We start from the raw sequence: 20,379 nt of genomic DNA, 5'->3' as shown, positions 1-20,379 counted from the left end.
TCTTTTCTCTGGTGTGCCCCTCGGTTACTCTCGCTGCCTGCCCGTGGCTTGCAGAACCGGGGAACGGCTTGTTCTGATGCGGCTTCCGGGCGGAACAAGTCCGTGACAGGAGGGCTCGCCATGGCGCGGGCGAAACCCGACAGCCCCCGCACCTTTGCTCCGCCGGCCGGCGCAGATCGCCAGCTGCTCGAGATGATGGCCGCGCGCCTGTCCGTCGTGCTCTACCGGGGCAGGCTGAAAGCAGGCACGCTTTCGCTCGACTACGTAAGCCCCGGAAGCGAAGCGCTTGTCGGGAAATCCGCAGCGGACCTCTCTTCCACCCCAAACCCCTTCGCGCCTCTCATGCATCCGGATGACCGGCCGCGCTATGCGGCTGCGCTCGAGGCCGTTCTCGCCGGGGGCGAGGCGAGCGTCGATTATCGAATCGCCCTGGGGCAGGAGCGCGCCCCGGAGCGCGACCCGGAGCACATCCCGGGCTCGGAAAGCGCAGCGGAAGCCGGCTATGCCTGGCGCCGGGACGAACTCTCCCTCGCAGCGGAAAGCCGGGAAAGCCCGGCAGGCGAAGTTGTCGTCAACGGCTGCATTCGCGATATCGCCGCCGAGGCGGCCGTTACCGGCGCTCCCGGCGCCCTGGAGTCGCAGCGCAAGGCCATGATCGACCAAGCGCCGCACCCCATTGTGATCTGCGCCGCCGACGGAACCGTCAGCGACCTCAATCAGGTCGCACGCGGCCAGTTCTTTGCCGATCTGGCGCAGGACGCAGCGCGGCCGCGCGCCAACAGCATCTTCGATGCCGGCTGCCGGCTGCAGTTCGACGAAGCGATGGCCGCGTTGCTGGCGTGCGAGGGCGAACAAGCCAATGCCGAGCCGCTGACGCTGACCGCGCGCCAGAGCGATGGCCGCGCCCTGCCCGTCGAGGTCATGCTGTCGGTGGTCAACCTGGGGCACAACCGCACAACCATCGTCGAACTGCGGGACATCAGCGAACAGGTTTCCGTCGAAGCAGCCTTGAACCGCCTCTGGGCGATGATGCAGGAAGCCGTCGAGGCAATCCCCAACGGCTTTGCCATCTACGATGCTGAGGGGACCCTGGAGCTCTGCAACGCTTCCTACGCCTCGATCTATGGCGAGACCGCGGAGTCGATGCTTGGGTCTTCGTCCTACGAGAACTATCGCCGCGCGCTGCCGCTTTTGACCAACTACAGCGGCGATTCGCCGGAAGACGTACCGGTCACGCCGGAAAACTGGATGATCAACGTCCACAAGTCGGAGTACGAGCCGGTCGAATTCCAGCTGAAAAGCGGCGAATGGAAACAGACGACCACCCACCCCTTGCCCGGCGGCGGGCGCGTTTATGTGCGCACCGACATCACGAAGTTGAAGGAAGCGGAGATCTCGCTGCGGGAGAGCGAGCGGAAGTTCCGCAGCCTCGTCGAGAACAATCCCTTCCCTCTCTGGCTGACGGACGTCGAGACCGGGATCGTTCTCTACCACAGCCCCCAGGCTGCGGCGATCCTGGGCTATGAATGGCCGATCAACGAACACTACGAGTCCCGTCTGTCCTACGCGGATCCGGAAGACCGCGTCCACTGCACCAACGAGCTCCTGGAGAAGGGACGCCTGGACGGCCGTGAAACCCTGCTGCGCAGGGCCGACGGCAGCGCCTTCTGGGGCGCCGTCTTTTCCCGGCTCGGCGAGTACGACGGCCGGACCATCGCGATCGGCGGCGTCATCGACCTGACGGAACAGCGCGAGAAGGAGACCCAGCTGCGGCAGATGCAGGATACCCTGCAGGATGCCGTCGAGTCCCTGCCGCTCGGCTTTGCGCTCTACGATGCGGAAGACCGCCTCGTCACCTGCAACCAGCGCTACCGCGACTTCAACAAAATGAGCGTCGACGTGCTGAAACCCGGCGTGCCCTGGATCGATTTCATCCGCGCCGGCGCCGAACGCGGCCAGTACGTGGGCGCCGAGGGACGGGTCGAGGAGTGGCTGGAGGAACGCAAGCGCCTGCGTCTGCAGTTCGGTACCGACATGGAGTTCCAGCAGGCCGACGGCCGCTGGTTCCAGTTCGCCAACCAGCCGACCCGCCAGGGCGGCATCGTCGTCACCCGCATGGACATCACCAACCGCAAGGAGATGGAACGGGCGCTGCGGGAGAGCGAGACCCTGGTGCGCAGCATTCTGGAGGCATCGCCGGTCCCCGTCGCCATGACCCGCGTCAGCGATGGGTTGATCATCTACGAGAGCCCCTCCTCGCGGCAGCTCTTCGGCCAGATGCAGCAGTCGGGCGAACCCTCCTATGTGCGTGATCTCTATGTCGACCCGCGCGACCGCCAGCGCTATCTCAAGCTGCTGCGCGAGCGCGGCACCCTGGAGGGCTTTGAGGTGGAGTTCCGCAAGGCCGACGGATCGCATGTCTGGGTGTCCCTGACCGCCAGCCTGATCGAGTATCAGGGCGAAGAGATGGTTGTCGCGAGCGCCTACGACCTGACCGAACGGCGTGCGGTGGAGGCGGAGATGGCCCGCCACCGCGAAGCCCTCTATCAGAGCGAAAAGCTGAGCGCCCTCGGCTCGCTCCTGGCCGGCGTGGCGCACGAGCTGAACAACCCGCTCTCCGTTGTCGTCGGCCATGCGCAGCTGTTGAAGGAAACCGCGGCCGATGCCCGCACCGTCGAACGGGCGACGAAGATCGGCAATGCCGCCGACCGCTGCTCACGCATCGTGAAGTCCTTCCTGGCGATGGCACGGCAGCGGCCGCCGGAGCGCCGTGCCGTCGACCTTGCGGACATCGTGCAGGCGACCTTGGATGTAACCGGCTATTCGTTGCGCACCGCGAACATCGAGGTTTCCCTGCGCATCGATCCGGCGGTTCCGCCGATCTGGGCCGATCCGGACCAGCTCAACCAGGTCGTGACGAACCTCGTGGTCAACGCCCAGCAGGCCATGATGGAAAGCCAGAGAACGCGCAAACTGAGCATCGCCGCCCGCTATGACAGCCACCGCCAGGAGATCGTCCTGGAGCTGGCCGACACCGGGCCGGGCATCCCGGAGGAAATCCGCGGCCGCATCTTCGACCCCTTCTTCACCACTAAGGACATCGGGGAAGGCACGGGAATCGGCCTTGCGGTCAGTCACAGGATCGTCGAAGCCCACCACGGCCAGATCCGTGTCGACAGCCAGGTCGGCGAGGGTGCCGTCTTCACCGTCACCCTGCCTGCGACCGGGGAGCAGGCGGAAGAGCGGCCCAGGGTCGCCCGCGCAGAGCGGCACCAACCCGGCACCCAGGCCCGCATTCTGATCATCGACGACGAGCCGGAAGTCGCCCAGATGCTGGGCGACATCATGCTGGCCGAGGGGTACGAGGTGGAGACGGCGGACTCCGGGGAGAAGGCGCTGCAGCTGCTCGGCAGCCGCAACTTCGACGTCATTCTCAGCGACGTGCGCATGCCGCACCTTGACGGGCCCAGCCTCTATGCCGCCCTGGAACGGCGGGACCCGGCCCTGCTGCAACGCACCGCCTTTGTCTCCGGCGACACGCTCAGTCCTTCGGCCCGCGTGTTCCTGCAGCGGGTGCACCGGCCCTTCCTCGAAAAGCCTTTCACTCTGGAAGAGGTGCGCGAACTGGTCGACCAGATCCTGGGGCGCGAGGCAGCGGACGTGGAAGAAGCCGGCAACCAGGCCGCAGCACCGGAGCGACAGTGAACCGTGAGCGGCGTAGAGAACAAAGTGCCCCCGGGCACGGCAGAGAGAGCGGGTAAGGGAGCCTTTAAGATGCAGGGCCGCAAACACATAGTGGTCGTCGACGACGAACCGGGAATCCGCGAGACCATCGAGGAGTACCTGGAACTTCACGACTTTCAGGTGACGGCCGTGGGCGGCGGTGAGGAACTGCGCGAGGTGATCGACGGTCATGATGTGGACCTCGTGCTGCTCGACATCCGGATGCCGGGAGAGGACGGCCTCTCCCTGGCCCGTTATCTGCGCGAGAGCACCAAGGTCGGGATCATCATGCTGACGGCAGCCGGCGAAGTGGTCGACAGGATCGTCGGCCTGGAGATGGGCGCCGACGACTATCTGGCAAAGCCGGTCGATCTGCGGGAGCTGCTGGCGCGGATCAAGGCCGTTCTGCGCCGCGCAGGCCATGACGGCGACACGGCCGCCGAGGACAGTGCGACGCCGGCCCGCGTCGTACGATTTGGCGAGTTCACCCTCAACCTCGACTCCCACAAGCTCTTCGAGGCCTCAGGGGCCGAGGTGCCGCTGACCAGCATGGAGTTCGACCTTCTGAAAGCCTTCGCCGACCACCCCAACCGCGTCCTGACCCGCGATCAGCTGCTGAACCTGGCGCACAACCGCGATTGGGAGCCCTTCGACCGCTCGATCGACATCCGCATCGCCCGCATTCGCCGCAAGATCGAGAGCGATCCCGCCAAGCCGCAGGTGATCAAGACTGTGCGCGGGGCCGGATACATCTTCTCGACATCCAAGTCATAGACAAGCCGGACTCACCTTTCCTTCTTCCGGGTGCCCGCCACGGCCAGACGTCGCCGGTACTGGGCCACTGACACCGGGCCACTGACACCGGGCCACTGACACCGGGCCACTGGCACAAGAATGACCCAGAAGCGTGACCGGGGCGTCACATAGGTGTCATCGCCAGCTTGGTAGGCTCAAGCCGCTAACGAAACCGAACAGACTTTGCGCGATAGGGTGCTGGCCGGAGAAAACCGCAGTGCCCGGCAAAGGCAGATGTCGAAGCGGCTTACACGCAAAATGAAAAGGCCGCGAACGGGGGGTTTGTCCTCACGCAAATTGATGAGGACCCAATTGGTCTAGACAACCGGATCTTTTAGAGAGACTGTCGACCAGAGGCTGGTTGCGGAAGCGAGGGGCGGGGATGCTGGAGATCACTGGTCTTTCAAAGAGCTTTGGCCGGATCACGGCCGTCAAGGGGGTAGACCTCGAGATACCGGAGGGCCAGATGGTGGGGATCATCGGCCGCTCCGGCGCGGGCAAATCCACACTGCTGCGCCTGCTGAACAGGTTGCTTGAGCCCAGCATCGGGACCATCCGCTGCGGCGGAAGCGAGGTGACGGCGCTGAGAGGGCGGGACCTGCTGGCCTGGCGCGCCGACTGCGCGATGATTTTTCAGCAGTTCAACCTGGTCAATCGCCTGGACGTCCTGACCAATGTACTGATCGGGCGGATCAACAGGCACGGAACGCTGTCGTCCCTGATGAAACGCTTCTCCGCCGCCGAACGCGCTCTGGCGATTGCGGCGCTCGACCGGCTCGATCTGGCCGACCAGGCCCTGCAGCGCGCGGATACGCTCTCCGGCGGCCAGCAGCAGCGCGTGGCCATCGCCCGCGCCATGCTGCAGGACCCCAAACTGATCCTGGCCGACGAGCCCATTGCCTCCCTCGACCCGCGCAACGCGACGCGGGTGATGGAAGCTCTGAAGACCATCAACCGCGAGGACGGCATCACCGTCATCTGCAATCTCCATACGCTGGACACGGCGCGCAGCTATTGCGACCGCATCGTGGGCATGGCGGCGGGCGCCGTTGTCTTCGACGGTCCGCCGGAGGCCCTGACGCAAGCTGCGGTGCGCGAAGTCTATGGCGCCGGCGGAGCGGAAGAGGCGATTTCCGAGGCCGTGACCTCCACCGCCCTGCCGAACCTCGGCCAGATGAACGGCGCCGCACCGAAGACGCCCCGGAGTGGCGGCGAGAACGGCGGCCGCGTCGCGCTCTCGGCCTGATGATCCACAGCGGCCCCGCCACCGCGATCACGCTTTCCCTGCGGAGAACCGCCAGGGCTTCGACTGGCATCCGACCCACATCGCAAAGGAGATTCCAACCATGCTTCGCAGAGCCTTTTTAGGCGGAACGGCCCTCGCCGCCGCTCTCATCGCCGGCATTACCCTGCAGACCGCCGAGGCTGCCGACTGGAAGTCCGACTTCAAGGAACTGCGCTTCGGCATCCTCTCGGGCGAGAACGAAAAGGACCGCATCCAGCGCTACGCGAAGTTCAAGGAGTACCTGGAGAAGGAAACCGGCCTGCCGGTGAAGATCTACACCGCTTCGTCCTATGACGGCGTGATCCAGGCCATCGCCGCCGACCAGATCGAATTCGCCTTCTTCGGTTCCTCGTCTTACGCCGCGGCCTACACGGAGACCGAAGGCGGTGTCGAACCGCTGGTCTCGCGCAAGCAAGCCGACGGCAGCACGGGCTACTACTCCATCGTCGCCGTGCGCTGCGACAGCGGCTACGAGAAGATCGAGGACCTGAAGGGCAAGACCCTGGCCTTCGCCGACCCCGATTCCACATCGGGCTATGCGGTGCCCTACTACAACCTTCTGAAGCAGGGTTACGATCCGGAGACCTACTTCGCCGCGACGCCGTTTTCCGGTGCGCACGAAACGGGCGTGCTGGGCGTCACCAACGGCCAGTTCGACGCCGCCGCCACCTACATGACCAACGAGGAGTCCGGCATTATCCAACGCATGGTGACAAAGGGCATGCTCCAGGAAGGGGTCGTCTGTCCGATCTGGCAGTCGCCTGAGATCACCTCGGGCCCCTTCACCGCGCGCAAGAATCTGCCGGGCGCAATGAAGGAAGACGTGGCGACGATGCTGATGGAGATTCCGCAGAAGGACCCGGAAGCCTTCGCCGCCATGACCGGCAATCCCAAACAGGTCGGCTGGATCCGCGTGAACCACGAGCGCTACGACTGGATCGTCGAGATGCGCGAGGAAATCCGCAAGATCCGCCGCAACCGCGGGAGCTGAGTCACGTACCTCGCTGACCGCCGGTGCGGGGATGGCGCCCCCAAGCACGCTTCCCCGCACCGGTGGTCATCCTTTTTCAAGATCCCAGCAGCTGCACAGGCTGCGCTTAGCGACAGGCCGACGTGACCGACCTCACGCTTTCTGCCTCCTCAGCCTCCAGCGACGCGGTCGCGCGCTTTCATCACGCCTATGCTGCCGCACGGCGCCGCAAACGGCTGATGGACGCCCTCTTCGCGCTGGCCTTCCTTGTCTGCTTTTTCATCGCCGCGGTGATCGGCGATCTCGACCCGGTGAAGATCTGGAACGGCCTGCCGCGGCTCCACGAGTTCATCGTCAAGATCCTGCCGGTCCTGCGCTGGGAGAGCCTGGGCGCCGATCTTGCCGAGTGGTTCCTGCCGGTGAAGCTGTGGCTGAAGCTGCTGCTCGAGACCCTACTGATCGCCTTCCTGGCGACGGTCTTCGGCGTGATCGGTGCCTTCCTGCTGAGCTTCCCTGCCTCGCGCAACCTGATGCCCAACCGCGTCATCCTCTTCACCTGCCGCCGCCTGCTGGAAATCGCGCGCACTGTGCCGGAGCTGGTCTACGCGCTGATCTTCGTCTTCTGCTTCGGCATCGGCCCCATGGCCGGTGTCCTGGCCATCGCCGTGCACACCATGGGCGCCCTCGGCAAGCTCTATTCGGAAGTCAACGAGAACATCGACATGAAAGCGCCGGAGGGTCTGCGCGCTGCAGGAGCCAACTGGGTGCAGATGATCCGCTATGCGGTCGTGCCCCAGGTCCTGCCCAACCACGTTAGCTATACCTTGCTGCGCTTCGAGATCAACGTGCGCTCCTCCTCGATCATCGGCTTCGTCGGCGCCGGCGGCCTGGGCCAGGAAATCCGCACCGCGATCTCGTTCCAGTACTACACCGACATCTCCGCGCTCTTCCTCATCATCCTGGTCACCGTCGCCAGCATCGACCTGATCTGCGAGCGCGTCCGCCACCGTTTTATCGGCCGCGACGGCCTGGCCTAGAGGATCGAGATGCGAAACCCGAGCGACGTGACGCCGCAGGAGATCGCCGCTGCCAAGGCACGCCTCCCCCTTGCCTTCAAGGAGACGCCGCGCCAGAAGCTGATCAAGCTGGTCGGCTGGAGCGTTTTTTCGGCGCTGACGCTCTACACCCTGATCGCCTTCAATTTCTCGCCGGAGCGGATCTGGACCGGGCTCGGCAAGCTGGGCTTCGTCTTGAGTTTCATGCTGCCGCCCTATGTCTGGCCGAGTTGGGAGCTGTTCATGGAACCGGTCATCGCCATCGGCGAGACCCTGGCCATGGCCTTTCTCGGAACCCTGGGCGCCAGCCTGATCGCGTTGCCGCTCGGCTTTCTCGGGGCCAAGAACATCCTGAAGGTGGAATGGCTGCGCTTCGGCGTGCGCCGCGGCTTCGACACTCTGCGGGCCTTCGAGCAACTTGTCCTGGCGCTGATCTTCATTCGCGCCTTCGGTCTCGGCCCGCTCGCCGGCATCTTCGCCATCATGGTCTCCGACATCGGCTCGCTCTCCAAGCTCTTCGCAGAGGCCATCGAAAACGTGGAGAAGAAGCAGATCGAGGGCGTCCAGGCAACCGGCGCCGGCCCCCTGCAGACCCTGCGTCTGGCGGTTCTGCCCCAGGTCTTGCCGGTCATGCTGTCCAATGTGCTCTACTACCTGGAATCCAACACCCGCAGCGCCACCATCCTGGGTATCGTCGGCGCCGGCGGTGTCGGCTTCCTGCTCTACGACCGCATCAGCGCCAACAACTGGGACGAGGTGATGTCCATCGTCGTCCTCATCCTGATCACCGTCTATGCCATCGACAGCCTCTCCGGCTGGCTGCGCGGCAAGATCATCGGCAAGAACGACTACCGACCCTGAGAGTAAACGACCCCGACCATGAGCGAAGCCATCAAGCCCCTCGCCGTCCAACGCCCGCCGAAGAAGATGATGGGCGAAGCCCCGCTGATCCACGAGACCGCTATGGTGGTCGGCTCCACCCTCGGTATCTACACCGAGGTCGGCGCGCGCAGCACCATGATGGACAGCCGCTTCGGCGACTACAGCTACATCACGTCCGACTGCCATGTGGTCGGCAGCGAGATCGGCAAGTTCTGTTCCATTGCCAACCAGACCCGGATCAATCCCGGCAACCACCCGACCTGGCGGGCGAGCCAGCACCACTTCACCTACCGCAGCCGCCAGTACGGCCTGGCGGAGGAAGACGACAGCGAGGTCTTCGCCTGGCGGGACGCCCATGCGGTCACCGTCGGCCACGACGTCTGGATCGGCCACGGCGCGACGATCCTGGCCGGTGTGATCATCGGAACCGGTGCGGTGGTCGGCGCCGGCGCGGTGGTCAGCAAGGCGGTCGCCCCCTACAGCATCGTTGCCGGGGTCCCGGCAAGGCCGATCCGCCCGCGCTTCAACGCGCGGATCGCCGCGCGGCTGCAGGTTCTGGCCTGGTGGGACTGGGACCACGCCAAGCTGCGCCAGGCCCTGCCCGACTTCCGCAGCCTCAGCATCGAGGCCTTTCTGGAGAAGTACGGGGGGTAACGCCCGCCTCGACGCAAATCAATGCGTCGCAACAAAACTGTCACGCAAATCATGCATGGTGCGGCGGCAGCGATCAGGAGGGGGAAGCGCCATGGAGTTCCCGGAACACAGGGACATGGACCTGACCATGCTCACCAGCATGGGGGTCGAGGTCCTGCGGTTCGACGCAGGCCAGCACATCATCGAGCAGGGGTCGAGCGGCACAGACATGTTCGTCCTACGGTCGGGCCGGGCCGCCATCGCCATAAATGGCGCAACCATCGAGGAAATCGGCCCCGGCGGTTTCTTCGGCGAGATGGGGCTGGTCGACGGCTCCCCGCGCAGCGCCACCGTGGTGGCGCTGGAACCCTGCGAGGTCGTCCCGGTCGGGGAGCGCAGCTTCCTCTTCCTGGTCCACGAGACGCCTTACTTCGCCCTCGACGTCATGCGCACCATGGCGGCGCGCGTCAGGCGCATGAACGAGAAGCTGCTGACAGTCTAGATCCTCGGCTTAAGGTCAACCCGCTTCGCAAGCGCCCGAGAGCGCCAGCGTCATGAAGACGCTGTTGGGGTCCAGGCGGTAATCGGCGAAGGGCGCGCAGTACTGGAAGCCGAAGCCGCTGTAGAGCGCCCGCGCCGCGGCAAAGCCCTCCATGCTGCCGGTCTCCAGACTGAGCCGTTCATAGGCGCGGCGCCGGGCCTCCACGATCAGGTGTTCGAGCAGCCGCCGGGCCACGCCCTTGCCGCGCACGGCCTGGGCAGTGTGCATCGACTTCACTTCGCCGTGGCTGGGGGTGAGTTCTTTCAGGGCGGCGCAGCCGAGAAGCTGAGCATCCTCCCAGGCGGTCCAGAAGGTGATCTCCGGCGCACGCAGGCCGGGCAGATCGAGGGCATGGCGGCTCTCCGGCGGCGAGTGCTCGGCCATCACCTCCAGATGGGCGGTCAGAAGCGCCGCAATTTCGCGCCCGCGCAGGTCGTCTTCACGAATGATCATCGTTCGTCGTACCGAAACTCGTATGAATACGGATAGAGCGGCGGGATTCCGCCTAGTAGAATACTGCCCTGCGCCCCTCCGGCGCGGCAAACATTTCCGCGCCTTCGTGGCCAACGCCCGGAACCTCGACAATCCGCGTGCCGTGCCGGCCGAAGAGGCGGTCGAGATGGGCCTTGAACAGCCGGCCGCGCTCCAGGCGGTGACGGCCCTGCAGGGCGGCCGCGCACTTGCGGTTCAGGGTTTCGTGGTCGGGGTCGCTGTCGTTGCGCCCGAGGAGCAGGACAACATCGCGGTCCTGTGCCCGCGCCCTCAGGATATCCTTGCCCGCGCGCGCCATGAAGCCGTTCAACTGACCGAGCCCATACTGGTAGCGGTCATACTTGGCGCAGTCCGCCCCCGACGGCACGGCGAAGTCGCCGTCGAAGTCCGGCCCGGGCCGCTCCGGCCCCAGGTAGAGATAGGTGCCGGGGTTGGCGACGACGTAGCGCAGCCTGACCGAGGACAGAGCGGCCAGCGGCGCGTGACCCACCGCGAAGCGCTGGACGAACTGCCCGCCGGCGGAGTGGCCCGCCAGGGTGATCCTGTCAAGATTCGGAAACAGGCGGCGGTCGCCGAGATGAGATAGCAACCGCTCGACCGCGCCGAAGGAACTGATGCGCCCCGGCGGTAGACTGACGGAGGCATCGCCGTGCCGCCAGTTGCGGTTTCCTGCCCAGTAGACCTCGCCCGGGCGGCGGTGGGGGCGGTCGTCGCTCGCGATGGAAAAGCTGGGCGCCAGGACGAGCGTCTGGCTGCGCAGCCCTTCGATGGCGGCGGCTGCCGTGATCATCGGGAAGTACTGGTGGGCATTGCGCCTGATGCCGTGCACGACGATAACGGCGCGGCGAATCTGGGGTGCCGGCGCATCGAGCGCATGACTGGCATAGAGCGGGAGCTGCAGGCCGTCCTGCAGCGGAAAGAGCGCCCAGCAGTCGGGTCCGCCCAGGCAGGGGTCAGCGGCTTCCGCCCGCCGCAGCCCCTGCTCTGCGGCCAGGATGACGGCAACGACAGTCACAAGGACAAAAAGGCCGCGCCCGGCGGCATGCATTGGTCCGCGCACTCCGGTTTACCCTCGTTGCCCGCCACGGGCGGCCGCGGCGGCAAAGCTCCCCACAGGCCATGGTCCGCCAGACCGCGGGCACGCGCAAGGGCGGAGCTGTGTCAACAACGCCCCTCGAGTCGCAGGGATCGACACGGCTTGTCTTTCCGGGTTTCCACACCGAAGCTGTAACGCAAAGCCGGAAAGCAAGCGCTGTAACGATCAGGAGGGCCGATGCCCAACGAGCCACTGCCTTGCACGCACAGGCGCATCCTTCTGCGCCGGCTGCGTGTTGACGACCTCATGGCATTCCAGGCCTACCGCTGCGATCCGGCGGTCGGTCGCTTCCAGGGCTGGCAGGTCATGAGCGATGCCGAGGCCCGCGCCTTCCTGACCGATGTGAATGCCGCCGCACTGCTGCAGCCCGGCCGTTGGAGCCAGATTGCCATCGCGCTTGCGTCAGACGAGAGCCTGATCGGCGATATCGGCCTCTGCGTCGCCGAGGACGGGCGCGAGGCGGAAATCGGCTTCACCCTGGCGCTCGGCGCGCAGGGCCAAGGCCTCGCTCGGGAAGCCGTGACGGCGGCGCTGCGCCTCGTCTTCGCGCAGACCGTCGTAGAGCGGATCGTCGCCATCACCGATACCCGCAACCTGCCTTCGCTCCGCCTGCTGGAGCGGCTGGGGATGGAGAAGATCCGAACCCAGCAGGTGGTGTTTCAGGGCGAACCCTGTACCGAGGATGTCTTCGCGATGACGCGCGGCCGCGCGGACTCAGAACCCGGATAGCGGCGGCCTCACGCCACGCGGTCGCCCGCGGCGTAGACCGTGCGCACAACCGGATGCCCCTCCACCAGGCGCACGCGCAGCAGGTCGGCGCGCTTGCCGACGGCGATCTCGCCGCGGTCGTCAAGGCCGGCCGCTTTGGCCGGAGCGAGGCTGGACATCTTCACCGCCTGGGGCAGTGTGAGACCGACATCCTCCTCGGTCAGGCGCAGCGTCGCCGAGAGCATGGAGACCGGCACGTAGTCGGAGGCGAGGATATCGAGCAGACCCGCCTTCACGAGCTCAATGGCCGAGACATTGCCGGTCTGGGAACCGCCCTTCACGACATTGGGCGCCCCCATGATGGTGGCCATGCCGCATTCGCGCGCCGCCTCTGCGGCGACCAGGGTGGTGGGGAACTCCGAGAGGACCATGCCCAGATGGGCGGCCTCCTCCACGTGCTCCAGGGTCTCGTCGTCGTGGGCGGCGACCGGAATGCCGCGCGCGTGCGCCATGCGGCAGATGGCGGCGCGATAGGTGGGCGCGAAGGTGCGCGAGGCCTCGGCATCGCGGCGGAAGCGCTCGTCCACCTGCTCCGGCGGTACGTGGAACAGCTTGATCAGGATCTCCCGGTACTTCTCCGCATCGGGGAACTGGCGCTGACCGACGGTGTGCTCCATGATCGAGACCAGCCGCAGCAGCGGGTGGTCCATGTGGGGTTCCACCTGGTCCAGAAGGGTCGGGTCGGTCACTTCGCAGCGCAGATGCAGGAAGTGCTGGCTGCGGAAGAGGCCGAGAGTCTCGCCCTTCTCCACCGCCGCCATGATCTGGCCGAGCAGGTCGCGGCGCGTCTGGTCGGCGTCACGCAGTCCGACCACCAGGGAGTCGAACACAGTGGTGATGCCGGCGGCGGCGACCTGGGCGTCGTGGGCGATGGCGGCTTCGAGCGGGTCCCACTGAACGCCGGGGCGCGGCACCGCGTGGCGCTCGCAGTGGTCGGTATGGAGATCGACAAGGCCGGGCAGCAGCAGCTCGCCCTGGCAGTCGATGGCGCCGGCCGGCACCGCGCCGCCGTCCATCACCTCGGCGATCCTGCCGGCCTGCAGGGTCACGGCCCCGCGGAAGCTGTCCGCCGCCGTCACCACCTGGGCGTTGGCCAGCACCAGTTCCGGCTCCGCCTCCGCGGCCGGGCCCGCGTGTTCCTCGAGAAGATGGTCCTGCAGCATTACATCACCCGCTTTCCGTCGCGAAAGACCGTGCGAACATGAGGCCTGTCTTCGATCATGGCAACCCTCAGCAGGTCCGCCTTCAGGCCCTGGGCGAGACGCCCGCGATCCGCCAGGCCGGCGGCCCGCGCCGGATTGCTGGTCACCCTGGCCACGGCCTGCGGCAGGGCCAGGTCGTGCGGCCCCCGGGTCAGGCGAAAGGCCGCCTGCAGCATGGCCGCCGGCACATAGTCGGAGGCCAGGTTGTCCAGCAGGCCCTGCTCCGCCAGTTCCCCGGCGGAGACATTGCCGGAGTGGGAGCCGCCGCGGATCAGGTTGGGGGCGCCCATGACGATATGCATGCCGTGGTCGCGGGCATGCCGCGCCGCCGCGGCGGTGGTGGGAAACTCGGAAACCGTGATCCCCAGGTCCGCGGCCTCTTCCACATGCGCCAGCGTCTCGTCGTCGTGGCTGGCGACCGCCAGGCCGCGCTCCCGGCCGCGGGCGGCCAGTTCGGCACGGTTTTTCGGCGCCACGGTCTGCAGCGCGGCGAGCAGGCGGTCGATGTGGGCATCGGCCTCAGCCTCGGTCATCTTCTGGTTCTTCATGGTACGCTCGCGAAAGCGCTGGACATCGGGGTACTGACGATGCCCGGGGGCGTGGTCCATCAGCGACATCATGCCGACCGCAGTCTGGTCGGCCACGGAGTCGAAGAGGTCCACAACCCGTTCGTCGGTCACCTCGCAGCGCAGATGAATGATGTGATCGGCACGCAGCATTTCCTGCGTTCCGGCCTGGGCCACCGCCTCGATCATCGGCGCGAGAATCTCCACGCGCTCCGGATTGCGGATACTCACCCCGACGCAGATGCAGTCGTAGGCGGTGGTGATGCCGGCGGCGGCTATCTGCGCGTCATGGGCCATGACCGCGGTGACCGCGTTCCAGCGCGTGCCCGGCCTCGGCAGGACGTGCTTCTCGAAGTGGTCGGTGTGCAGGTCGATAAGGCCGGGCAGCAGAAAGTCGCCGTCCAGGTCCTCGGCAGCGGGTACAGCGGTGCCGCCGGCGCTGATATCGCTGATCCGCCCGTCCTTCACGGCGAGGCTGCCATGTACGACCTCGTCCTCCAGCACCAGCCGGGCGTTGGAAAAAACCCTCTCCGCCGTCATGCCGCAAGCGCTCCCGTCTGAACGTCGAAGATCTTGTCGGCCACCGCCGCGCGCACCTCGTCGTCGTGGAAGATACCGACCACCGCGGCCCCGCGGGCTTTGGCCTCCCGGATCAGCTCGATGACCACGGCACGGTTGCCGGCATCGAGCGAAGCGGTCGGTTCGTCGAGCAGCAGTATGGGGTAGTCGACCGCAAAGCCGCGGGCGATGTTCACCCGCTGCTGCTCGCCGCCGGAGAAGGTGGCGGGCGCCAGGTCCCACATCGCCCTGGGGATGTTGAGGCGGGCCAGCAGGCCTTCCGCCTTTTGCCGCGCGGCCTCCAGGTCGATCCCCAGGGCATGCAGCGGTTCGGCGACGATGTCGCGCGCCGGAATGCGCGGAATGACCCGCAGGAACTGGCTGACGTAGCCCAGGGTCTCCCGCCGTACCGCCAGCACCCGGTGCGGGGCGGCGGTCGCCATGTCGACCCAGTCTTCACCGTGGCGCAGCCAGATGTGGCCCTGGCCCGGCTTATAGTTTGCATAGAGCGAGCGCAGCAGGGTCGACTTGCCGGTGCCCGAAGGCCCGAAAAGCGCGACGCACTCGCCGGCCGCGACCTGAAGGCTGAGGCCGGAAAAGACGGGGATGCGCGCGCCGCCCTGGACATGCAGGGTAAAGGTCTTGCCGAGGTCCTCGACGCGGATCACCGGGAGCCGCTCTTCCGTCTCGGGTGTCACGGGCGCCTGGGCCGGCGAACTCTGATGGTCGTTCATGATCATACCTGTAACACGGAGGAGACCAGAAGCTGGGTATAGGGGTGATGCGGATCGTCCAGGACCTGATCGGTCAACCCTGTCTCCACCACCTTGCCGTCCTTCATCACCATGAGGCGGTCGGCCAGCAAGCGCGCCACCGCCAGATCGTGGGTGACAATAATGGCGGAAAGTTTCAGTTCGCGGACAAGGCCGCGCAGAAGATCCAGCAAACGCGCCTGCACGGAAACGTCGAGGCCGCCGGTCGGCTCGTCCATGAAGACAAGGCGCGGTTTGGTGACCAGGTTACGCGCGATCTGCAGACGCTGCTGCATGCCGCCGGAGAAGTGCTTCGGCGCATCGTCGATCCGGCCCAGATCCATCTCGACCTTCTCCAGCCACTCCTCGGCCGTACCGCGAATCTCACCGTAGTGGCGCGCCCCGACCGCCATCAGCCGCTCGCCGACATTGCCGCCGGCGCTGATGCTCATGCGCAGGCCGTCGCGCGGGTTCTGCATCACCACGCCCCAGTCGGTGCGCAGCAGGAAGCGGCGTTCCGGTTCGGACAGGCTGTAGATGTCGGTGAGGCCACGGTCGCGCAGGTCGTATTCAACGATCCCGTTGGTGGGGACCAGGCGCGCAGAAAGGCAGTTGAGCAGGGTCGTCTTGCCGGAGCCGGACTCCCCGACCACGCCCAGCACCTCGCCGCTGTGGAGCTCGAAACTGACGTCGGAGCAGGCAAGCAGCGAGCCAAAGGCGTGCGACAGGTTGTGCACCCGCAGCAAGGGCGACATGGCGCTCATGCTCCCTTCTCCGGCTGATCGGCGCCCACCGCAGCGGCATAGGCCGCCGCCGCCGAGCCGGAGAGTTTCCCGGTATGGCCCTCCGCCCGCCGCCGCGCACAGTAATGGGAGTCGGAGCAGACATACATCTTGCCGCCGCGGTCATCCAGGATCACCTCGTCCAGGAAGGTATCCTCGGCGCCGCAGAGGGCGCAGTTTTCCTCCCACTGCTGCACCTGGAAGGGGTGATCGTCGAAGTCGAGGCTCTTCACCTTGGTGTAGGGCGGGATGGCGTAGATCCGCTTCTCGCGCCCGGCGCCGTAGAGCTGCAGCGCCGGATAGGAGTCGAGTTTCGGGTTGTCGAACTTGGGGATCGGCGTCGGCGACATCAGGTAGCGGTCGTTCACCATCACCGGATAGGAGTAGGAGGTTGCGATCTCGCCGAAGCGGGCGATGTCCTCATAGAGCGAGACCTGCATGAGCCCGTATTCCTTGTAGGCGTGCATCTTGCGGCACTCGATTTCGCGCGGCTCGAGGCTGCGCAGCGGCTCCGGCTGGGGCACCTGGAGCACCAGGATCTGGTCCTCCGCCATCGGGTCTTCCGGCACCCGGTGGCGGGTCTGAATGATACTCGCCTCGGCCGTGGTCTCGGTGGTGTCCACCGCAGCGGTACGGGCGAAGAAGCGGCGGATGTTCACGGCGTTTGTGGTGTCGTCGGCGCCCTGGTCGATGACCTTCAGGGTGTCGTCGGCGCCGATGATGCTGGCGGTGACCTGCATGCCGCCGGTGCCCCAGCCATAAGGCAAAGGCATCTCGCGCCCGCCGAAGGGCACCTGATAGCCGGGCACGGCCACCGCCTTCAGGATGCAGCGGCGGATCATGCGCTTGGTCTGCTCGTCCAGATAGGCGAAGTTGTAGCCGTCCTCTGTGGTCTCTGCGGCGGCCGGTCCCGCCGCTTCGGCAGCCGTGGCCGTCTGCTTGCCGGTCATTCCGCGGCCTCCATCTGCTCTTCTTCGTGGCGCCGGCGCAGACTGCGGATGAGCTGCAACTCCGACTGGAAGTCGACGTAGTGCGGCAGCTTCAGATGCTGCACGAAGCCGGAAGCCTCGACATTGTCGGAGTGGTAGAGCACGAACTCCTCGTCCTGCGCCGGATAGTCGATGGTCTCGTCCAGCTCGCGCGCGCGCAGGGCCCGGTCGACCAGTGCCATGGCCATGGTCTTGCGCTCGCAGTGGCCGAAGGCCAGCCCGTACCCCCGGGTGAACTGGGGCGGCCGCTCTGCAGACCCGGCGAACTGGTTGATCATCTGGCACTCACTGACGGTGATCTCGCCGATCTCGATGGGAAAGCCCAGTTCCTCCGGCTCGAACGCCACCGCGACCTCCCCCAGGCGGATCTCGCCGGCAAAGGGGTGGTTGCGCCCGTAGCCGCGCTGGGTCGAATAGCCGAGCGCCAGAAGAAAGCCTTCGTCGCCGCGGGCCAGGTTCTGCAGCCGCATGTCGCGCTCGGCCGGGAACTCCATGGGCTCGCGGGTCAGGTCCGCCACCGCTGCCTCGTCGTCGACCGCCATCTCTTCCTCGATCAGGCCCTCGTGGTTGAGGATATCGGTGACGCGCGGGATGTCTTCGTCCACCGGCTCCTCCGCGGCATCGGCCTGCGGTGCACCGACCCCTTCCTCCGCCGCGAGGGCAAAGTCCAGCAGGCGGTGGGTGTAGTCGTAGCTCGGCCCCAGAACCTGGCCGCCGGGCAGATCCTTGTAGGCGGCGGAGATGCGCCGCCGCACCGCCATCTTCGCAGTGTCGATGGGCAGCGTCGCACCGAAGCGGGTCAGGGTCGTGCGGTAAGCGCGAAGCAGGAAGATCGCCTCCACAAGGTCGCCCTGGGCCTGCTTGATGGCGAGCGCCGCCAGGTCCCGGTCGTAGAGCGAGCCTTCGGTCATCACCCGGTCGACGGCGAGCTGCATCTGCTCCTTGACCTGCGCCAGCGTCAGCTCCGGCACGGCCGGGTCGCCGCGCCGTTCCTCGGCGATCACCTTGTGGGAGTTGAGGATCGCCTGCTCGCCCCCTTTGACTGCGACGTACATGGCCTAGCCCTCCACGAGAACGGTCCGGGGCAGGCCGACGATGCGGCGCCCCGAGGTGAAAAAGATGTCGACGCCGAGCGGGAACTGCGCGGCGTTCAAGCGCCAGTCGTTCCAGAACCAGTCCGGAAGGCCGCCCGCCCGCAGGACCGCCTGCGTGGCGATACCCGGCCCCTTCAGGACCCGCTCCGGTCCGCCTCCCAGGTCGGGCAATTGGACCACGAGGGTCGCCGAGCGGTCCGGGTACTGGTCGATGCCCTGGGCAAAGAGGCCGAGGCGCGGCATGTTCTCCGCATCGCTGACGAGCGCAAAGGCCGCCTCATCCGGGCGCTCCACCAACGTGCTGCCACAATGGAAGCGGCAATAGCTGCGCACCGGCGGGGTATCGGCGATCCAGTCGATCCACAGCGGCGTGTCGTAGTCGCAGAGGGTGAGCACGACAGCGGCCGTCGCGGGGTCCAGCGGGGTCGGCGTATCCAGGTCCGTCTCCAGGTCAACTGCCCGCCCAGGCCGCGCCATCGCGTCCAGAAGATGCCGGAACAGTTTCTGGGAGTCGTGAACCGGATCGGCAAGGCCGGGCTTCAGATCTGCGGTATCGATGCCCGCCCCGGCATCTCCGGACAGGATCGTGGTCCTGTCGACCGCGGTGCCGTTCGGTGTTGAAGTGAGCGCCATCAGTCGTTCTCCCCGCGCACCAGGGTGAAGAAGTTGACCTTGGTGGAGTTGGCCTTGCGGCTGCGCGCATCGCGCCGGCGGTCGTAGGCCGCAGCCAGGGGCCGGATGACCTCTTCGTCCAGCGCCGCGCGGCGGCCGTCATCCTGCAGCAGGGCATCGAACACTGCGGCCAGTTCCGCATGGCGCTTCGAGCGCCCCTGGACGTAGCCCAGGCCGGTGGCGCCGTTTTCGACGCGCAGGGCACAGCGCGTCACGGTCATCTGGCCGAGATTGAACCGGCCGCCGGTGCCGCCGCTGCGCGCGCGCACCATCACCATGCCGATCTCGGGCGGGCGTAGCCATTGAAAGGCCGGCCGCTCCTCGACGTCTTCCCAGGCCTGCTCCAGCTCGGAGAGTTGGGCTTTTGCCAGAACGGACATCCACCGCTGCCGTTCGGCCCGGATGGCCTCGGCTTCGCCCAGTCCGGGCGCCGATCGAGACCCAGATCGAGACGAAGACTCCAAACCGGCACCCTCAGCAGGAACCCCTGCCCCGGCGCCGTCCTCGGAACGCATTGTCATTAGACAAGTCCACAATTTGTCTAGACGTTGATACATCCGGAGGTTAGAATACGATCCATGACCCTGTAAAGGGCTACTTGGTGAAACTTGCGTGACAGGAGACGAGAGAGCATGACACTGCAGCGCCGCGCGGGCGTCGCTCTCTGGCGACAGATCGCCGAGTCCATCGAGTCGGACATCAAGGAAGAGGTCTTCGACCGCGGCAAGAGGCTGCCGACGGAGGCCGAACTCGCCAGCCGCTTCGGCGTCAACCGCCACACGGTGCGCCGCGGCATCGCCTTTCTGGAACAGGAAGGCATCGTGCGGGTGGAGCAGGGCCGCGGTACCTTCGTCCAGGAGCGCGTCGTCGACTACAAGCTCGGCAAACGCACGCGCTTCACCGAGAACATCCAAAAGCAGTCGCGCATTCCCTCCGGCGAGCTGGTGCGGGCCCAGCTCATCCCCGCCGACGCCACCGTGGCCAAGCAGCTGCATCTGCGCAAAGGCGCCCAGGTCGCCCTGATCGAGAGTATCGGCAAGGTGGACGGGCGGCCCATATCCGTTGTCGCCCACTACTTCCCCGCCAAGCGCTTCCCCGACATCATCGAGGCCTATAAGCGCGAGCATTCCGTGACCAAGGCTTTGGCGCAGTACGGGGTCACGGACTACACCCGCAAGGAAACCCGTATCACCGCCCGGCTGCCGACGACGACAGAGAGCCGGCTTCTCGAATTGCCGCGCAGCCAGCCCGTGCTGGTCACCGAGTCGGTCAACATCGACCCCGAGGGGCGCGTCATCGAATACGGCTGGGGCCGCATGGCAGCCGAACGCGCCCAACTGGTCGTCCAGCCCTAAAACCAGCAACGCGCTCGTCCAGCCCGCGCGGCAGCCTCGACCAATAGCGGCCTTCGTCCAGCTTTTGTAACGGCAGCTTCACGACGACATCATCCGGGCGTCATTGCCACTGCGTGGAATTGAGCCCAACGGTCAGGCAAAGCCCGCCTTGCTGGGCGGCACGCTCCAC

General features: G+C 66.4%; 20 protein-coding genes. 10 read left to right on the top strand and 10 right to left on the bottom strand.

The features are described 5' to 3' along the window. The first annotated feature begins 120 nt into the window (after positions 1-120). The 8 genes from ACO06P_RS18560 to ACO06P_RS18525 all read left to right on the top strand — a co-directional run bounded on the left by ACO06P_RS18560 (position 121) and on the right by ACO06P_RS18525 (position 9,845). Complete coding sequence (locus tag ACO06P_RS18560; protein WP_420346708.1) at positions 121-3,705, top strand: PAS domain S-box protein; 3,585 nt, start codon at positions 121-123, stop codon at positions 3,703-3,705. A gap of 69 nt (positions 3,706-3,774) precedes the next feature. After that, positions 3,775-4,497, top strand: a complete 723-nt coding sequence (locus ACO06P_RS18555; protein WP_420346707.1) for a response regulator — start codon at positions 3,775-3,777, stop codon at positions 4,495-4,497. Between the two features lie 403 nt (positions 4,498-4,900). Beyond that, positions 4,901-5,764 carry a phosphonate ABC transporter ATP-binding protein gene (gene phnC / locus ACO06P_RS18550; RefSeq protein ID WP_420346706.1) on the top strand — a complete coding sequence of 288 codons (864 nt, stop codon included), beginning with the start codon at positions 4,901-4,903 and terminating at the stop codon, positions 5,762-5,764. A 100-nt stretch (positions 5,765-5,864) separates the two neighbouring features. Next, positions 5,865-6,794, top strand: a complete 930-nt coding sequence (gene phnD, locus ACO06P_RS18545; RefSeq protein WP_420346705.1) for a phosphonate ABC transporter substrate-binding protein — start codon at positions 5,865-5,867, stop codon at positions 6,792-6,794. 122 nt (positions 6,795-6,916) lie between these two features. Continuing rightward, positions 6,917-7,810, top strand: coding sequence for a phosphonate ABC transporter, permease protein PhnE (phnE, locus tag ACO06P_RS18540; RefSeq protein ID WP_420346704.1), 894 nt, complete (start codon positions 6,917-6,919; stop codon positions 7,808-7,810). A gap of 9 nt (positions 7,811-7,819) precedes the next feature. Beyond that, positions 7,820-8,689, top strand: coding sequence for a phosphonate ABC transporter, permease protein PhnE (phnE, locus tag ACO06P_RS18535; RefSeq protein ID WP_420346703.1), 870 nt, complete (start codon positions 7,820-7,822; stop codon positions 8,687-8,689). An 18-nt stretch (positions 8,690-8,707) separates the two neighbouring features. Then, positions 8,708-9,364: a chloramphenicol acetyltransferase gene (locus ACO06P_RS18530; protein WP_420346702.1), complete on the top strand. Its 657-nt coding sequence runs from the start codon at positions 8,708-8,710 to the stop codon at positions 9,362-9,364. A 91-nt stretch (positions 9,365-9,455) separates the two neighbouring features. Next, entirely contained in the window at positions 9,456-9,845 is a 390-nt protein-coding gene (locus tag ACO06P_RS18525; protein ID WP_420346701.1) for a Crp/Fnr family transcriptional regulator, read from the top strand. Between the two features lie 15 nt (positions 9,846-9,860). Here ACO06P_RS18525 and ACO06P_RS18520 read toward each other — a convergent pair whose 3' ends face one another. Both ACO06P_RS18520 and ACO06P_RS18515 read right to left on the bottom strand, forming a co-directional pair. Further along, entirely contained in the window at positions 9,861-10,337 is a 477-nt protein-coding gene (locus tag ACO06P_RS18520; RefSeq protein WP_420346700.1) for a GNAT family N-acetyltransferase, read from the bottom strand. 52 nt (positions 10,338-10,389) lie between these two features. Continuing rightward, a complete protein-coding gene (locus ACO06P_RS18515) occupies positions 10,390-11,436 on the bottom strand; it encodes a hypothetical protein (protein ID WP_420346699.1) in 1,047 nt (348 codons plus the stop codon). A 213-nt stretch (positions 11,437-11,649) separates the two neighbouring features. On the opposite strand from ACO06P_RS18515, the gene ACO06P_RS18510 reads away from it, so the two are divergent. After that, the gene (locus tag ACO06P_RS18510; RefSeq protein WP_420346698.1) at positions 11,650-12,201 is read left to right on the top strand and encodes a GNAT family N-acetyltransferase; all 552 of its coding nucleotides are present in this window, start codon (positions 11,650-11,652) and stop codon (positions 12,199-12,201) included. An 8-nt stretch (positions 12,202-12,209) separates the two neighbouring features. On the opposite strand, the gene ACO06P_RS18505 is transcribed toward ACO06P_RS18510, so the two are convergent. The 8 genes from ACO06P_RS18505 to phnG form a co-directional block, all read right to left on the bottom strand. Next, positions 12,210-13,403, bottom strand: coding sequence for an alpha-D-ribose 1-methylphosphonate 5-triphosphate diphosphatase (locus ACO06P_RS18505; protein ID WP_420346697.1), 1,194 nt, complete (start codon positions 13,401-13,403; stop codon positions 12,210-12,212). Continuing rightward, on the bottom strand, positions 13,403-14,548 hold the full coding sequence (locus ACO06P_RS18500) for an alpha-D-ribose 1-methylphosphonate 5-triphosphate diphosphatase (protein WP_420346696.1): 1,146 nt from the start codon (positions 14,546-14,548) through the stop codon (positions 13,403-13,405). Before ACO06P_RS18500 ends, ACO06P_RS18505 begins: the two co-directional genes overlap by 1 nt. Then, the gene (gene phnL, locus ACO06P_RS18495) at positions 14,545-15,300 is read right to left on the bottom strand and encodes a phosphonate C-P lyase system protein PhnL (RefSeq protein WP_420346695.1); all 756 of its coding nucleotides are present in this window, start codon (positions 15,298-15,300) and stop codon (positions 14,545-14,547) included. The genes ACO06P_RS18500 and phnL overlap by 4 nt, the downstream gene beginning before the upstream one ends. Positions 15,301-15,302: 2 nt before the next feature. Further along, positions 15,303-16,082 carry a phosphonate C-P lyase system protein PhnK gene (phnK, locus tag ACO06P_RS18490; protein WP_420346694.1) on the bottom strand — a complete coding sequence of 260 codons (780 nt, stop codon included), beginning with the start codon at positions 16,080-16,082 and terminating at the stop codon, positions 15,303-15,305. After that, positions 16,079-16,942 (bottom strand): alpha-D-ribose 1-methylphosphonate 5-phosphate C-P-lyase PhnJ, encoded by an 864-nt coding sequence (locus ACO06P_RS18485; protein WP_421938206.1) that lies wholly within the window; start codon positions 16,940-16,942, stop codon positions 16,079-16,081. Before ACO06P_RS18485 ends, phnK begins: the two co-directional genes overlap by 4 nt. Positions 16,943-17,046: 104 nt before the next feature. Beyond that, positions 17,047-18,144, bottom strand: a complete 1,098-nt coding sequence (locus tag ACO06P_RS18480) for a carbon-phosphorus lyase complex subunit PhnI (RefSeq protein WP_420346692.1) — start codon at positions 18,142-18,144, stop codon at positions 17,047-17,049. Positions 18,145-18,147: 3 nt separating this feature from the next. After that, complete coding sequence (gene phnH / locus ACO06P_RS18475; protein WP_420346691.1) at positions 18,148-18,816, bottom strand: phosphonate C-P lyase system protein PhnH; 669 nt, start codon at positions 18,814-18,816, stop codon at positions 18,148-18,150. Further along, positions 18,816-19,235, bottom strand: coding sequence for a phosphonate C-P lyase system protein PhnG (gene phnG / locus ACO06P_RS18470; protein WP_421938142.1), 420 nt, complete (start codon positions 19,233-19,235; stop codon positions 18,816-18,818). Before phnG ends, phnH begins: the two co-directional genes overlap by 1 nt. 252 nt (positions 19,236-19,487) lie before the next feature. On the opposite strand from phnG, the gene phnF reads away from it, so the two are divergent. Then, the gene (phnF, locus tag ACO06P_RS18465; protein WP_420346690.1) at positions 19,488-20,210 is read left to right on the top strand and encodes a phosphonate metabolism transcriptional regulator PhnF; all 723 of its coding nucleotides are present in this window, start codon (positions 19,488-19,490) and stop codon (positions 20,208-20,210) included. The last annotated feature ends 169 nt before the right edge of the window (positions 20,211-20,379 follow it).

It is taken from the genome of Pelagibius sp. (assembly GCF_965227505.1).
GTDB lineage: Bacteria > Pseudomonadota > Alphaproteobacteria > Kiloniellales > Kiloniellaceae > Pelagibius.
Note: the sequence above shows the minus strand (reverse complement) of the source record. Positions and strands in the feature narration are given on the sequence as shown.